General features: G+C 67.4%; 14 protein-coding genes. 7 read left to right on the top strand and 7 right to left on the bottom strand.

Features of this window, described 5'->3' with window-relative positions; genetic code table 11:
• Positions 1–109: 109 nt before the first annotated feature.
• From BUA54_RS11930 to BUA54_RS11910, 5 genes are all read right to left on the bottom strand, one after another.
• Complete coding sequence (locus BUA54_RS11930; RefSeq protein WP_072857481.1) at positions 110–322, bottom strand: hypothetical protein; 213 nt, start codon at positions 320–322, stop codon at positions 110–112.
• A 52-nt stretch (positions 323–374) separates the two neighbouring features.
• The gene (locus BUA54_RS11925; protein WP_072857480.1) at positions 375–2150 is read right to left on the bottom strand and encodes an acyl-CoA dehydrogenase C-terminal domain-containing protein; all 1776 of its coding nucleotides are present in this window, start codon (positions 2148–2150) and stop codon (positions 375–377) included.
• Between the two features lie 34 nt (positions 2151–2184).
• Positions 2185–2586, bottom strand: a complete 402-nt coding sequence (locus tag BUA54_RS11920) for a MerR family transcriptional regulator (protein ID WP_072857479.1) — start codon at positions 2584–2586, stop codon at positions 2185–2187.
• A gap of 162 nt (positions 2587–2748) precedes the next feature.
• Complete coding sequence (locus BUA54_RS11915) at positions 2749–3117, bottom strand: MerR family transcriptional regulator (RefSeq protein ID WP_072857478.1); 369 nt, start codon at positions 3115–3117, stop codon at positions 2749–2751.
• 52 nt (positions 3118–3169) lie between these two features.
• On the bottom strand, positions 3170–4303 hold the full coding sequence (locus BUA54_RS11910) for a putative manganese transporter (protein WP_072857652.1): 1134 nt from the start codon (positions 4301–4303) through the stop codon (positions 3170–3172).
• A 114-nt stretch (positions 4304–4417) separates the two neighbouring features.
• On the opposite strand from BUA54_RS11910, the gene BUA54_RS11905 reads away from it, so the two are divergent.
• The 6 genes from BUA54_RS11905 to BUA54_RS11880 all read left to right on the top strand — a co-directional run bounded on the left by BUA54_RS11905 (position 4418) and on the right by BUA54_RS11880 (position 11254).
• On the top strand, positions 4418–4930 hold the full coding sequence (locus tag BUA54_RS11905) for a PaaI family thioesterase (protein ID WP_072857651.1): 513 nt from the start codon (positions 4418–4420) through the stop codon (positions 4928–4930).
• Positions 4927–5430: a PaaI family thioesterase gene (locus tag BUA54_RS11900; protein WP_072857477.1), complete on the top strand. Its 504-nt coding sequence runs from the start codon at positions 4927–4929 to the stop codon at positions 5428–5430. Before BUA54_RS11905 ends, BUA54_RS11900 begins: the two co-directional genes overlap by 4 nt.
• Position 5431: 1 nt before the next feature.
• A complete protein-coding gene (locus tag BUA54_RS11895) occupies positions 5432–6748 on the top strand; it encodes an MATE family efflux transporter (RefSeq protein WP_072857476.1) in 1317 nt (438 codons plus the stop codon).
• A gap of 90 nt (positions 6749–6838) precedes the next feature.
• Positions 6839–8806, top strand: coding sequence for a DNA primase (dnaG, locus tag BUA54_RS11890; RefSeq protein WP_072857475.1), 1968 nt, complete (start codon positions 6839–6841; stop codon positions 8804–8806).
• A 179-nt stretch (positions 8807–8985) separates the two neighbouring features.
• Positions 8986–10962: an RNA polymerase sigma factor RpoD gene (gene rpoD / locus BUA54_RS11885; RefSeq protein ID WP_072857474.1), complete on the top strand. Its 1977-nt coding sequence runs from the start codon at positions 8986–8988 to the stop codon at positions 10960–10962.
• A 4-nt stretch (positions 10963–10966) separates the two neighbouring features.
• Positions 10967–11254 (top strand): HlyU family transcriptional regulator, encoded by a 288-nt coding sequence (locus BUA54_RS11880; RefSeq protein ID WP_072857473.1) that lies wholly within the window; start codon positions 10967–10969, stop codon positions 11252–11254.
• Positions 11255–11284: 30 nt separating this feature from the next.
• Here the strand turns inward: BUA54_RS11880 and yghX are convergent, their stop codons facing one another.
• Both yghX and BUA54_RS11870 read right to left on the bottom strand, forming a co-directional pair.
• A complete protein-coding gene (yghX, locus tag BUA54_RS11875; RefSeq protein WP_072857472.1) occupies positions 11285–12172 on the bottom strand; it encodes a YghX family hydrolase in 888 nt (295 codons plus the stop codon).
• A 195-nt stretch (positions 12173–12367) separates the two neighbouring features.
• A complete protein-coding gene (locus BUA54_RS11870; RefSeq protein ID WP_072857471.1) occupies positions 12368–13042 on the bottom strand; it encodes an SDR family oxidoreductase in 675 nt (224 codons plus the stop codon).
• 61 nt (positions 13043–13103) lie between these two features.
• Between BUA54_RS11870 and BUA54_RS11865 the strand changes: the two genes are divergently transcribed.
• The gene (locus BUA54_RS11865; protein WP_072857470.1) at positions 13104–13508 is read left to right on the top strand and encodes a secondary thiamine-phosphate synthase enzyme YjbQ; all 405 of its coding nucleotides are present in this window, start codon (positions 13104–13106) and stop codon (positions 13506–13508) included.
• Positions 13509–13569 lie beyond the last annotated feature (61 nt).

The following is a 13569-nucleotide window of genomic DNA, read 5'->3' as shown; positions in this document are numbered from 1 at the left end:
TCCCTGCGGGGCTGGGGAACTCTCGACGGATCGGGCCTCATCCTCCCGTCCTCGCTTTTTCCGCAAATACTCCCGCCGGAGGCGCCGGCCTTGGCCGGCCCTGCAACGCTCACGTCTTGCGCGCCTCCAGTTCCGCGTTGAACAGCCGCAGCCGGTGGCCGAAGGTGTCCTGATCGAGGATGCTGTCGAAGTTCTCGAACAGGAACGACAGCGCCTCGCCTTCGTCCAGCCCCGCCTCCCGCGCGAATTTCTTCAGCCGCCGGTAGCCGTCCTCGGTCATCGCGACCGGAAAGCGGCGGGTCAGGCGCAGGCGTTTGGGCATCGGCGGTCTCCTTTGCGGCGATGGTAGGGCGGGGCGGACCCCGCCGCCACCCTCAAAAGCTGGCGGCCTCCAGCGCCATGACGGGCTGCGCGCCGGTGTTGATGCGGGCCAGATGCAGCGACGTGGCCGGCAGTTGGCGCGCCATGTAATAGCGCCCCGTCGCGAGCTTGGTTTCGTAGAAGGCGGTGTCGGACGCGCCGTCTTCCAGCGCCTGCACGGCGGCCGCCGCACTGCGCGCCCACATGTAGCCCAGGCAGACGTGGCCCATCAGGTGCATGAAGTCGTAGCTGCCCGACAGCGCGTTGTTCGGGTTCTTCATCGACCCCATGAAGTACATCGCGGCCGCCTGCATGTCCTTGCTTGCCGCCTTCAACGGGTCGAGGAAGTCGGACTTCAGCGCCGCGTTGCCCTCGTTCTCCTTGATGAAGCCCTTGATCATCTCGAAGAAGCCCATCAGGTGCTTGCCGCCGTCGACAGCCAGCTTGCGACCCACGAGGTCCAGCGCCTGCACGCCGTTGGCCCCTTCGTAGATCATCGCGATCCGGGCGTCGCGGGCAAACTGGGACATGCCCCATTCCTCGATGTAGCCGTGGCCGCCGTAGACCTGCTGCGCCGCCACCGCGTATTCGAAGCCCTTGTCGGTCAGGAAGCCCTTGATGACCGGCGTCATCAGCGACACCAGCCCTTCGGCCGCCGCATCGCCAGTCTTGTGTGCCCGGTCGATCAGCGAGGCACCCCAGAAGGTGAAGGCCCGTGCACCTTCGTTGAAGGACTTCTGGTCCATCAGCGTGCGGCGGATGTCGGGGTGGACGATCAGCGGGTCGGCGGGGCCGTCGGGGTTCTGCGCACCGGTCACGGCGCGGCCCTGCAGGCGATCGTTGGCATAGTCCACAGCGTTCTGATAGGCGGCGACCGATTGCGCGTAGCCCTGCAGGCCGACGCCCAGTCGCGCCTCGTTCATCATCACGAACATGGCGCGCATCCCCTTGTGCGCCTCGCCGATCAGATAGCCGGTCGCCTCGTCGTAGTTCATCACGCAGGTGGAATTCCCGTGGATGCCCATCTTTTCCTCGATCTTGCCGACCGTGACGCCGTTGCGGTCGCCCAGCGAACCGTCGTCCTTGACGATGAACTTCGGCACGATGAAGAGCGACACGCCCTTGATGCCCTCCGGCCCGCCGGGGATCTTGGCCAGCACGAGGTGGATGATGTTCTCGGCCATGTCGTGATCGCCGGCCGAGATGAAGATCTTCTGCCCCGTCACCTTGTAGCTGCCGTCGTCCTGCGGCACGGCCTTCGTGCGCATGAGGCCCAGATCGGTGCCGCAATGCGGTTCCGTCAGGTTCATCGTGCCGGTCCATTCGCAGGATGCGAGTTTCGGCAGGAACATGTCCTTCTGCGCCTGCGTCCCGTGGGCGAGGATCGCGGAATAGGCGCCGTGGGTCAGGCCCTGATACATGTTGAAGGCCATGTTGGCGCTGACCATCGGCTCGTTCGCCGCCGTGTGCATGACGTAGGGCAGGCCCTGACCGCCGTATTGCTCTGCCGCGTCGAGGGCGGTCCAGCCGCCGTCGCGGACCTGATCGAAGGCCGCCTTGAACCCGGTCGGCGTCCGCACCACGCCGTTTTCCAGCCGGCAGCCTTCGGTGTCGCCCACCGCGTTCAGCGGCTGCAGCACGTTGGACGACAGCTTGCCCACTTCCTCCAGCACCGCGGCGGTGAAGTCGCGGTCGAGATCGGCGTAGCCCGGGATGTCCTGTTCGGACACCCGCAGCACGTCGTGCAGCACGAACTGATAATCCTTGAGCGGTGCGGTATAGCTTGGCATCTGGTGTCTCTCCCTCGGGTCGGTGTCTGTCGGATCAGGCGGCGCTGCTGGCCTGCTCCGAAATCTCTTTCAGCTTCGCGGCACCCCATTTCATCTGGGCCTTCAGCTCTGCGATCGCCTCGTCCAGTTCGGCGCGCTGGGCCTCCATGTCGGCCAGGTGCGTCTCGGCCAGGGTGTACGTCTGGCTCAGCTGCGTCAGCTGGCCGTCGCCCATGGCGTAAAGGTCCAGCAGCTGCCGGATCTCTTCCAGACTGAAGCCGAAGCGCTTGCCGCGCAGGATCAGTTTCAGCCGCGCCCGGTCGGACCGGGTGAACAGGCGGCGCTGCCCCTCGCGGATCGGGAACAGCAGTTCCTTGGCTTCGTAGAAGCGCAGGGTCCGGGGGGTCACGTCAAAGGCGTCGCACATCTCTCGAATGTTCAGGGTATCGGTCGTCATCGTCTTTCTCCACGTCTGGCGGGTGTGACCGTCAGATCGCCTCTTGCCGTGGACCTTACAATGAATGTTGACGTTAACGTAAACATGACGTGACGTCAGAAATCCGATGACGACAGGTCACGCAAGATGACCCGGCGTCAGGCGCAATTATCTGACCCCGCGTCAGGTCAAGGACGTGGCGGTTTCATCCCGCAGACGCTGCAGCTCGGCCATGGTCTCGTCCAGCTGGCGGCGCTGCTCGGCCAGTTCCAGCATCTGCCGGTCGGCGAGTTTCACCCATTCCTGCATCTGCGCCGTGGTGCCTTCCTTCTCGTAGATCAGCAGCCACTGGCGGATGTCCTCGAGCGCGAAACCGAACCGGCGGCCGCGCATGATCAGCGTCATCCGCGCCTGCTCGCGCGCGCCATAGAACCGGGCACGCCCCTCGCGGTCCGGCGACAGAAGCTCGATGTATTCGTAGTAGCGCAGGGTGCGCGGCGTCACGTCGTAGCGCGCGCACATCTCCTTGAACGACAGTCGGCTCTCGGGCATCGGGCTCCTCCTTTGCGGGAATCTAGCGCCACGCCACCCCGGGCGCAAACGGTCAGTTCATGTAGCCGGGCGCCAGCCAGTGGAAGCCGTAGGCCAGCATCACCGCCGGCACCGTGGAATAAAGCGTCGCACGCACCGCCGCACGCGGGTCCAGCGCGATCGCCGGGAACAGCGCATCGCCGTCGTTGCTGATTGCGTTGCCGATCAGCGCGGCGAAGGGGATCAGCCCGCCCGCATAAAGCGTCGTGACCAGCACCTGCGGCCCGCACCCCGGGATCAGGCCGACCAGCACCCCCATCAGCGGCAGCAGCGGCGCGACCGAGCCGAACAGCGCCTCCAGATCGAAACCGCCGAAGGCCACGATGTAGTCGTAGGCGAGGTAGGCCCCGATCACCCAGACCGAGATGAAGGCCGTCTCCTCCGCCATCCGCGTCACCGGGCTGTCCGCGGTATTGGTCATCGCCTGCAGGCGCGAGGTGACCCAGACGAAAAGCCCCGCCGCCGTGCCGCCAAGCCCCACCAGCGGCAGGACGGGTCCATAGATCGCCGCCACGTCGGCCCCGGTCAGCTGCGTGATCCCGATCACCAGACCGGGGAGGGCGAAACCGGCAAAGATCAGATCCTTGACCCGCGTCCGCCCGATCAGCGGCGCCAGATCGCAGGACCCGGCGCGGGCGGGCTGGCGGCCGGGTCCGGGCAGGGCGTCGACGATCCAGCCGCTCAGGATGCCCACGGCAAAGGACAGCGGCAGCACCACCAGCGCCGCATCGGGCCGCGTCGCGATCAGCAAAAAGGCCGCATCGCCCATCGTCGCTGTCAGCGTTGCCACAACGGCACCAAAGCCCACGTGCCCCGAACTGTAGGCCGCCACCACGACCACGGCCCCGCCGCAGCCCGGCGTCGCCCCCAGCAGGGCGGCCAGCGGCACCTGCCAGCCCCTCGCGTTCTGCAGGGCCGTGCCGATGTCGAAGCGGAACAGCCGTTCCGCCCCGTAGAACAGGATCAGCGTCGCCGCGACGAAGCCGGACACCTGCACGAAGGCATCCGTCATCAGCCCCCGCGTCAGCGCCCCCAACTCGCCAGGAAACGCCGCCAGCGCCAGCAGCACCAGTGCCATGCACAGCCGGCGCGGCCGCACCGGGCCGACGCGCGGGGCAGGGGGTGTGATCGTCGTGGTGGCGGTCATCGGCATCCCTACTTGCGAACCATTCTCAAAACCAACATAGGGGTTGCACGCCCCGCCGCAAGTGCGAAGTTGTCGCGGATCACGAAAGGCCAGCCCATGACCGACAGCCCGCAGATGCCCCCCGACATCCCGATCGACCGCCGGCGGCAGGTGGCCTCGCAATTCATCGCGATGATCCCCCACGCCAGCGCGCTGGGGATGCGGATGACCGACGTGGGCGATGGCGAGGCCGTGATCACCATGCCCTACGACGCCCGCCTCGTGGGCGATCCCGAGACCGGAGTGATCCACGGCGGCGCGGTCTCGGCGTTGATGGACACCTGCTGCGGCGCCGCCGTCATGGTGCATCCGCAGGCGGGGCTGGGCACCGCCACCATCGACCTGCGCATCGACTACATGCGCCCGGCGACACCGGGCCAGACCATCACCGCCCGCGCCACCTGCTATCACGTCACCCGCTCCGTCGCCTTCGTGCGCGCCGTGGCGCTGGACGACGACACCGACCGCCCCGTCGCCTCCGCCACCGGCGCCTTCACGGTCGAACGCCCGCGTTCGCAACAATCAAGCGAACGCCCGCGTTCGCGACAATCAAGCGAGCGTCCCCGCACCGCAAAGGCCGCGTCATGACCACATCGCCCAAACGCGCCCGCCCCGAGCCCGTGCAGGTCGTCAAGCAGCGCCGTGACGCCACCCTGCAGGGCCTCGTCGACGGCGTCCCCTACATCCGCTTCCTCGGCATCCGGTTCGAACGCCACGGCGACGAGCTTACCGCCGTGCTGCCCTACGCCGACATGCTGATCGGCAACCCCTCCATTCCGGCGCTGCACGGCGGCGTGACCGCCGCCTTCATGGAGGTCGCGGCGATCATCGAACTCAGCTGGGCCATGCTGTGGGAAGACATGGAATCGGGGGCAGAGGCGGTGCCGCGCCGCCTGCCCAAGACCATCGACTTCAACGTCGACTACCTACGTTCCGGCCTGCCGCGCGACGCCTACGCCCGCGCCCGCGTCAACCGCTCGGGCCGCCGCTACGCCTCCGTCCACGTCGAGGCATGGCAGGACAACCGCGCCCGCCTCTTCGCGCAGGCGACCGGGCATTTCCTGATGCCGGTCCGGGACGAGGACTGAGATGAACCTCACGCACCGCCGGGTCCTGCACATCGCGCTGCCGGTCGTGATCTCGAACGCCACCGTGCCGATCCTCGGCGTCGTCGACACCGGCGTGGTGGGCCAGATGGGGCAGGCGGCCCCGATCGGCGCCGTCGGCATCGGCGCGATCATCCTGACCGCGATCTACTGGATCTTCGGCTTCCTGCGCATGGGCACCTCCGGCCTCACCGCACAGGCCGTCGGAGAGGGCGACCGGCCAGAGGTCGCGGCCCTCCTGTCCCGCGCCCTGCTGATCGGCCTCGCCGCGGGGGCGGTCATCATCGCGGCACAGGCGCTGCTCTTCGCCGGCGCCTTCGCCGTCTCCCCGGCAAGTGCAGAGGTCGAAACCCTCGCCCGCCGCTACATGGCCATCCGCGTCTGGTCCGCGCCCGCCGCCATCGCGCTCTACGGCATCACCGGCTGGCTGATCGCGCAGGAACGCACCGGCGCCGTGCTCGCGGTCCAGGTGCTGATGAACGGCGCCAACATCCTGCTCGACCTCGTCTTCGTGCTGCAACTGGGCTGGGGCGTCGCCGGCGTCGCCTCCGCCACCGTCATCGCCGAATGGTCCGGCCTCGCCCTCGGTCTCTGGTTCTGTCGTGCCGCCTTCCGCGTGCCGGCCTGGCGCGACTGGCCCCGCGTCTTCGACCGCGCCCGCCTGATCCGCATGGGGGTGGTCAACGGCGACATCCTGATCCGGTCCGTCCTGCTGCAGACGATCTTCGTCAGCTTCCTGTTCTGGGGCGCCGACTTCGGCGACATCCAGCTTGCCGCCAACCAGATCCTGCTGCAGTTCCTCAATGTCACCGCCTATGCGCTCGACGGCTTCGCCATCGCGGCAGAGAGCCTCGTCGGTCAGGCGCTGGGCCGTCGCGACCGGCCCGCCCTGCGCCGCGCGGCGCTGCTGACCTCGGGCTGGGGCGGCGCGATCTGCGCCGCCCTCGCGCTCGCCTTCGCCCTGTTCGGCGGCACGGTGATCGACACCATGACCACCGCCCCCGACGTGCAGACCGCCGCCCGCCACTACCTTCCTTACATGGTGCTGGCCCCCATCCTCGGTGTCGCCGCCTGGATGCTCGACGGCATCTTCATCGGCGCCACCCGCACCACGGACATGCGCAACATGATGGTCATCTCGACCATCCTCTACTTCGCCACCGTCATCCCGCTCATGGCGCTCTTCGGCAACCACGGTCTCTGGACCGGCCTGCTCCTCAGCTTCGTCTTCCGCGGCCTCACGCTCGGCTGGCGCTACCCCGCCCTCGAACGTGCCGTGGTCCACCCTTCTTCTCGTTGAAAATACCTCGGGGGGAGTCGGCGTGCCGACGGGGGGCTGGCCCCCCTCCGCCCTCTCGACTCTCGCCGTCCCCTGACCGATACTCCGCACATGTCCTTACCCCCCGGTTTCATCGACGAACTGCGCACCCGCCTGTCGCTGTCACAGGTCGTCGGGCGCAAGGTCATGTGGGACACCAAGAAGTCGAACCAGGGCCGCGGCGACATGTGGGCGCCATGCCCGTTCCATCAGGAAAAATCCGCCAGCTTTCACGTCGATGACCGCAAGGGGTTCTACTACTGCTTCGGCTGCCACGCGAAGGGCGACGCCATCTCCTTCGTGCGCGAGACCGAGAACGTCGACTTCATGGAGGCGATCCGCATCCTCGCCGCAGAGGCCGGCCTGCCGATGCCCGAACGCGACCCCCGCGCGCAGGAAAAGGCCGACACCCGCACCGAACTGGCCGAGGTGATGGAGCAGGCGGTCCAGCACTTCCGACTGAACCTGCAGACCGCCGCCGCCGGGCCCGCCCGCGACTACCTGACCCGCCGCGGCCTCTCGCCCGAGGCGCAGGCCCGCTGGGACATCGGCTTCGCCCCCGATCAGGGCGGCGTGCTGGCCGCCCTCACCGCCAAGGGCGTCCCGCAGAAGCTGGTGATCGACGCGGGCCTTGCGGCCACCTCCGACCGGGGCGGCGCCCCCTACGACCGCTTCCGCGGCCGCATCATGTTCCCGATCCGCGACGCGCGGGGCAGGGCGATCGCCTTCGGCGGCCGGGCGATGGACCCGAACGCCAAGGCGAAATACTACAACTCGCCGGAAACTGCGCTCTTCGACAAGTCCCGCACGCTCTACAACGTGCAGAACGCCCGCACCGCCGCCGGCCGCGGCCAGCCGCTGGTCGTCGCCGAAGGCTACATGGACGTCATCGCGCTGTCCGAAGCGGGGTTCGAGGCAGCCGTCGCCCCCCTGGGCACCGCCGTCACCGAACATCACCTGCACATGCTCTGGCGGATCGCACCCGAACCGATCGTCGCGCTCGACGGCGACACCGCCGGCCTGCGCGCCGCCATGCGGGTCATCGACCTCGCCCTGCCGCTCCTCGCCGCCGGGCAGTCCCTGCGCTTCGCCGTGATGCCCGCGGGCCTCGACCCCGACGACGTCATCAAGGGGCAGGGCCGCGACGCCATGCAGGCGATCCTCGACGCGGCCATTCCCATGGTCAACCTGCTCTGGCAGCGAGAGACCGAGGGCCGCGTCTTCGACAGCCCCGAACGCCGCGCCGCCCTCGACAAGGCGCTGCGCGACAAGATCCGCCTGATCGCCGACCCCTCGATCCGCAGCCACTACGGCGAGGCGATCAAGGAGATGCGGTGGGACCTGTTCCGCACCCGCAAGCCGCAGAACAAGGCCTTCACCCCCCGCAAGGCGCAGAAATGGAACCCCAAGGCCCAGCCTTGGGAACGCGACCTCTCGCCCGTCGCCACCAACAAGCGCTCGATCCTCGGCGCCGGCGCGGCGGACGAATCCCACATGCGCGAGGCGGTGATCCTCGCCACGCTGATCGCCACCCCCGCCGCCCTGCCGGCCTTCGTCGCGCCGCTGGAACTGATGGACTGCGCCGACCCCGACCACGCCCGCCTGCGCGACGCGATCCTGCGCTGTGCAGAAGATGCGGACCTGACCGCCCACCTCCACGCCTGCGTCGGAGAGGAGGCCGTCGCCCGCCTCCTGACCCAGCGCGACGTGGCGCTGACCTCGGGCCTGCGCAAGCCCGGCGATCTGGACTTCGCGCGTCGCTGCCTTGCGGAAAGCTTCGCCAAGCTGACCGCCGCCCGCGCCCTCCCGCGCGAGGTGTCGGAGGCGGTGGAGGACGTCGATGCCGCCGACGAGGGGCTGACGTGGCGGCTGGGAGAGGCGGTGCGCGCCGTCGCCAAATCCAGCCAGATCGGCGGAGAGAACAACGCCGAGATCGTCATCGCAGAGAACGGCTTCGGCATGGACAAGTCGGAACGCGCGGCCTTCGACGCGATCCTGCAGGCCCTGACGATTGCAAAACCGCCGCGCGGCCCTAAGTAGGGCAGGACCGATCCGCGCGTAGATCGACGAACGAGGGGGCGGCGTGCAACAGGGCTGTGAAATCTGCCCTTTCCGGTTGCGAATCAGACGCGCAAGGCGTTGATTCGTCCAAACCGAATCAGGCGCCCCACCGATTCGCCACATACGCCGTCGCCCGCTGACACGAGGAGCCCCGCCGCATGGCCGCCAAAGACAACGACGACCGCAAGGACGATAGCGACAGCGACATCAGCCTCGACATGAGTCAGGCCGCCGTCAAGAAGATGATTCAGGACGCGCGCGAACGGGGCTACATCACCTACGACCAGCTGAACGCCGTCCTGCCCCCCGAACAGGTCTCCTCCGACCAGATCGAGGACGTGATGTCGATGCTCTCCGAAATGGGCATTCAGGTCACCGAGGAAGAGGAATCCGAGGAAAGCGAAGAGCCCGCCGGCACCACGGAGGTCGCCACCATCCAGGGTGGCCGCGACGTGGCCCTCGGCGGCGCCGAGGCGGAAAAGCTCGACCGCACCGACGACCCCGTCCGCATGTACCTGCGCGAGATGGGCAGCGTCGAACTCCTCAGCCGCGAGGGCGAGATCGCCATCGCCAAGCGGATCGAGGCGGGGCGCAACACGATGATCCTCGGGCTCTGCGAAAGCCCGCTGACCTTTCAGGCGATCACGATCTGGCGCGACGAACTTCTCTCCGAAGACATCCTGCTGCGCGACGTCATCGACCTCGAAACCACCTTCGGCAACCAGCTGGGCGACGACGACAGCGAGGAACCGGTCGTCACCGGCGGCGGCGAGGCGGGCGGCAAGGACGAGGACTCCTCCGAACTCGACGCCGACGGCAATCCGATCGCCAAGGACGACGAGGAGGACGACGACGAGCAGGCCAACATGAGCCTCGCCGCAATGGAAGCGGCGCTGAAGCCGCGCGTGCTCGAAACGCTGGAAATCATCGCCAGCGACTTCGGCAAGCTGTCGGAAATGCAGGACGCCCGCATGTCCGCTACCCTGAACGAGGACAGCAGCTTCTCCACCGGCGAAGAGGAGACCTACCAGTCCCTCCGCGCCGAGATCGTGGAGCGTGTGAACTCCCTGCATCTGCACAACAACCGGATCGAGGCGCTGATCGACCAGCTCTACGGCATCAACCGCCGGATCATGCAGATCGACAGCGCCATGGTGAAGCTCGCCGATCAGGCCCGCATCAACCGCCGCGAATTCATCGACGCCTACCGGGGCCGCGAACTCGATCCGAACTGGCTCGAGGACATCGCCGACCGTGCGGGCCGGGGTTGGCAGGCCCTCGTCGAACGCTCGACCGACAAGATCGAGGAGCTGCGCGGCGACATGGCGCAGGTCGGCCAGTACGTCGGCGTCGACATCACCGAATTCCGCCGCATCGTCTCTCAGGTCCAGAAGGGCGAAAAGGAGGCCCGTCAGGCCAAGAAGGAAATGGTCGAGGCGAACCTCCGCCTCGTCATCTCCATCGCCAAGAAATACACGAACCGCGGCCTGCAGTTCCTCGATCTCATTCAGGAAGGCAACATCGGCCTGATGAAGGCCGTGGACAAGTTTGAATACCGCCGCGGCTACAAGTTCTCCACCTACGCGACGTGGTGGATCCGTCAGGCGATCACCCGCTCCATCGCCGATCAGGCCCGCACGATCCGTATCCCGGTCCACATGATCGAGACGATCAACAAACTGGTCCGCACTGGCCGCCAGATGCTGCACGAGATCGGCCGCGAACCGACGCCCGAGGAACTGGCCGAAAAGCTGCAGATGCCGCTCGAAAAGGTCCGCAAGGTGATGAAGATCGCCAAGGAGCCGATCTCCCTCGAAACCCCCATCGGCGACGAGGAAGACAGCCAGCTCGGCGACTTCATCGAGGACAAGAACGCGATCCTGCCGCTCGACTCCGCCATTCAGGAAAACCTGAAGGAAACCACGACCCGCGTGCTGGCGTCCCTCACCCCGCGAGAGGAACGCGTGCTGCGCATGCGTTTCGGCATCGGCATGAACACCGACCACACGCTTGAAGAGGTTGGTCAGCAGTTCAGCGTCACCCGCGAACGCATCCGCCAGATCGAGGCGAAGGCCCTGCGCAAGCTCAAGCACCCCAGCCGTTCGCGCAAGCTGCGCAGCTTCTTGGATCAGTAGGCCGATGTCCTGGCTGTCGAAACTCTTCGGCGCGAAACCCGCCGCCGACGCCCCCGCCGACGAAAGCACGGCAGAGGATTACAATGGCTTCACCATCACGCCGAACCCGATCCGCGAAGGCAGCACATGGCGGGTCGCGGCCCGGATCACGGCAGAGGTCGATGGCACCCGGCAGGAACACCAGCTGATCCGCGCCGATACGATGCAGGACCTCGATGACGCGCGCAAAGCCTCGCTCGCCAAGGCGCGCCAGATGATCGACGAACAGGGCAAGTCCCTGTTCCGGTCCTAGACCTCACCCGGCAGCGGGCCCGGTTGCGGATCAGGCCAGATGCCGCCTGAAATGCGCCAGCGTCCGCTCCCATGACAGTTCTGCCGCCGCGGCGTCGTAACGCGGCGTGCTGTCGTTGTGGAACCCGTGGTTCACCCCCTCGTAGATATGGGCCTCGTACTCGGTGCCCGCCGCGTCCAGCGCCGCCTCATAGGCGGGCCAGCCCTCATTCACCCGCGCGTCGAGTCCCGCGTAGTGGATCAGAAGCGCCGCCTCGATCCGCGGCACATCCGCCGCATCGGGCTGCCGGCCGTAGTAGGGGACCGCGGCCTTCAGTTCCGGATAGGCCACCGCCGCGGCGTTGGCGACACCGCCGCCATAGCAAAAGCCGGTGATCCCGACGGCAGCGGTGGACCCCTCGTGCGCCATCATGAACTCTACCGCCGCAAAGAAGTCGTTCATCAGCTTCTCCGGATCGACGCTGGCCTGCAATGCGCGCCCTTCCGCATCGTTGCCCGGATAGCCGCCGACGCTGGTCAGCCCGTCGGGCGCCAGCGCCATGAACCCGGCCTTGCCCAGCCGCCGCGCCACGTCCTCGATATAGGGGTTCAGCCCCCGGTTCTCGTGCACCACCACCACCGCCGGCAGCGGTCCCTCCACCCCCGCCGGCCGCACGAGGTAGCCGCGCACCGCGCCATGGCCCTCCGGCGACGGATAGGTGATGTATTCCGGAAGGATGCTCTCGTCGTTGAACGACACCTGCTCGGCCAGGGCGTAGTTCGGCGCCATCAGCCCAAGGATTCCGGCGGCCGTCATGCCACCCACCGCAAATTTGGCGGCCCCGTCCAGGAAGTCCCGTTTCGAGATCATGCCGTGGGCGTAGAAATCGTAAAGCTCCAGCAGTGCGGGGTCGAAATCCTTGGCCGTCAGTCGCGTCATGGCGCAATCCTCCTGTCGGGGTCGGGAACCATCCCCGGCCCGCCGCCAGCCTAACGCAGTCCCGCCACGATCAAAGCCTGCATCGCACCGATCACGACCTGATGATCGGCGCGCGGCGCCCCCCTCTCTGTCTTGGAAATATCCCCGCCATAGGCACCTGATTTTCTCTTGAAAATCAGGTCACCCCCGCGCGCCTCACCCGCGCGGCATCAGGAACACTTCGCGCACGTCCGTCACCTCCGACGCATCCAGCGCCAGCATGACCGCCTCGGCCACGTCGTCGGGCTGCAACTTGTCGGGCTTCGGCTCGTCGAAGAACCCGGTGTTCACCATCCCCGGCGCCACCACGGTGCAGCGCCCGCCCCAGTCCTTCATCTCCTCGGCAAGGTTGCCCGCATAGCCATGCACGAACCACTTGGTCGCGCCATAGACCGACCCCGCGATATGCCGCCGCCCGGCGGCGGACCCGGTCAGCACCATGTGCCCCCGGTTCGGTTTCAGCCAGGGCAGGGCGGCCTTCACCGTCTTCAGCATGCCCATGACGTTCAGGTCCACCATGCCCTGCCAGTCGTCGACCTCGCCCTTCTCGGCGCCGCCCTTGGACGTGCCGCGCCCGGCGTTGGCAAAGGCCGCGTTCACCGTCCCGAACCGCTCGCCCAATGTCCTCAGCGCCGCCACCTGATCGTCGAAGCTGGTCGCATCCCCCGGCAGCGCCAGCGCCCGGTCGCCCAGATCGGCCACGATCTTCTCCAGCTTGTCCGCCGACCGGGCGAACAGCCCGACGTTCCAGCCCGCCGCAACCGCCTTGCGCGCCGTCGCTTCGCCGATCCCGGACGAGGCGCCGGTGATGAAGAGTGTCTTGTCGGCCATGATGGTCTCCTTATGCTGCCTGTTGCATGCCCAACGCGGCCCGACACCCCGAGGTTCACCGATGCAGACGACCTTCACGATACCGACCCGCGGTCAGGGTCTCTACGAATTCACCGATCAGGTCGCCGCATGGGCGACCGGCACCGGCCTCCTGACGCTCTTCATCCGCCACACCTCCGCCAGCCTGCTGGTGCAGGAAAACGCGGACCCCGAGGTGCAGACCGATCTTCTGCACTACCTCGCCCGCCTCGTGCCGCCCGCGACCGACCCGGCCATGTCCTACCTCACCCACACCTACGAAGGCCCCGACGACATGCCGGCGCACATCAAGGCGGCACTGCTGCCCGTTTCGCTCTCGATCCCCGTCGCGGCGGGGCGCATGGCACTCGGCCGCTGGCAGGGGATCTACCTCTTCGAACATCGCGACCGCCCCCACAGCAGAGAGGTCGCGGCGTATCTGGGGTGACGTGTTCCAAAAGACTCAGCTTCACCCTCCAGATGCGGGGGGTGCGCGCGGCCCCTACCCA

Origin of the sequence: Loktanella atrilutea (assembly GCF_900128995.1) — a bacterium.
GTDB lineage: Bacteria > Pseudomonadota > Alphaproteobacteria > Rhodobacterales > Rhodobacteraceae > Loktanella > Loktanella atrilutea.
This window is presented reverse-complemented; position numbering and strand designations above follow the sequence as displayed.

Excerpts from the sequence above, each read along its gene's own strand:
- BUA54_RS11930 (WP_072857481.1), bottom strand. The coding sequence starts at position 322 with ATGCCCAAACGCCTGCGCCTGACCCGCCGCTTTCCGGTCGCGATGACC.
- BUA54_RS11925 (WP_072857480.1), bottom strand. The coding sequence starts at position 2,150 with ATGCCAAGCTATACCGCACCGCTCAAGGATTATCAGTTCGTGCTGCAC.
- BUA54_RS11920 (WP_072857479.1), bottom strand. The coding sequence starts at position 2,586 with ATGACGACCGATACCCTGAACATTCGAGAGATGTGCGACGCCTTTGAC.
- BUA54_RS11915 (WP_072857478.1), bottom strand. The coding sequence starts at position 3,117 with ATGCCCGAGAGCCGACTGTCGTTCAAGGAGATGTGCGCGCGCTACGAC.
- BUA54_RS11910 (WP_072857652.1), bottom strand. The coding sequence starts at position 4,303 with ATGACCGCCACCACGACGATCACACCCCCTGCCCCGCGCGTCGGCCCG.
- BUA54_RS11905 (WP_072857651.1), top strand. The coding sequence starts at position 4,418 with ATGCCCCCCGACATCCCGATCGACCGCCGGCGGCAGGTGGCCTCGCAA.
- BUA54_RS11900 (WP_072857477.1), top strand. The coding sequence starts at position 4,927 with ATGACCACATCGCCCAAACGCGCCCGCCCCGAGCCCGTGCAGGTCGTC.
- BUA54_RS11895 (WP_072857476.1), top strand. The coding sequence starts at position 5,432 with ATGAACCTCACGCACCGCCGGGTCCTGCACATCGCGCTGCCGGTCGTG.
- dnaG (WP_072857475.1), top strand. The coding sequence starts at position 6,839 with ATGTCCTTACCCCCCGGTTTCATCGACGAACTGCGCACCCGCCTGTCG.
- rpoD (WP_072857474.1), top strand. The coding sequence starts at position 8,986 with ATGGCCGCCAAAGACAACGACGACCGCAAGGACGATAGCGACAGCGAC.
- BUA54_RS11880 (WP_072857473.1), top strand. The coding sequence starts at position 10,967 with ATGTCCTGGCTGTCGAAACTCTTCGGCGCGAAACCCGCCGCCGACGCC.
- yghX (WP_072857472.1), bottom strand. The coding sequence starts at position 12,172 with ATGACGCGACTGACGGCCAAGGATTTCGACCCCGCACTGCTGGAGCTT.
- BUA54_RS11870 (WP_072857471.1), bottom strand. The coding sequence starts at position 13,042 with ATGGCCGACAAGACACTCTTCATCACCGGCGCCTCGTCCGGGATCGGC.
- BUA54_RS11865 (WP_072857470.1), top strand. The coding sequence starts at position 13,104 with ATGCAGACGACCTTCACGATACCGACCCGCGGTCAGGGTCTCTACGAA.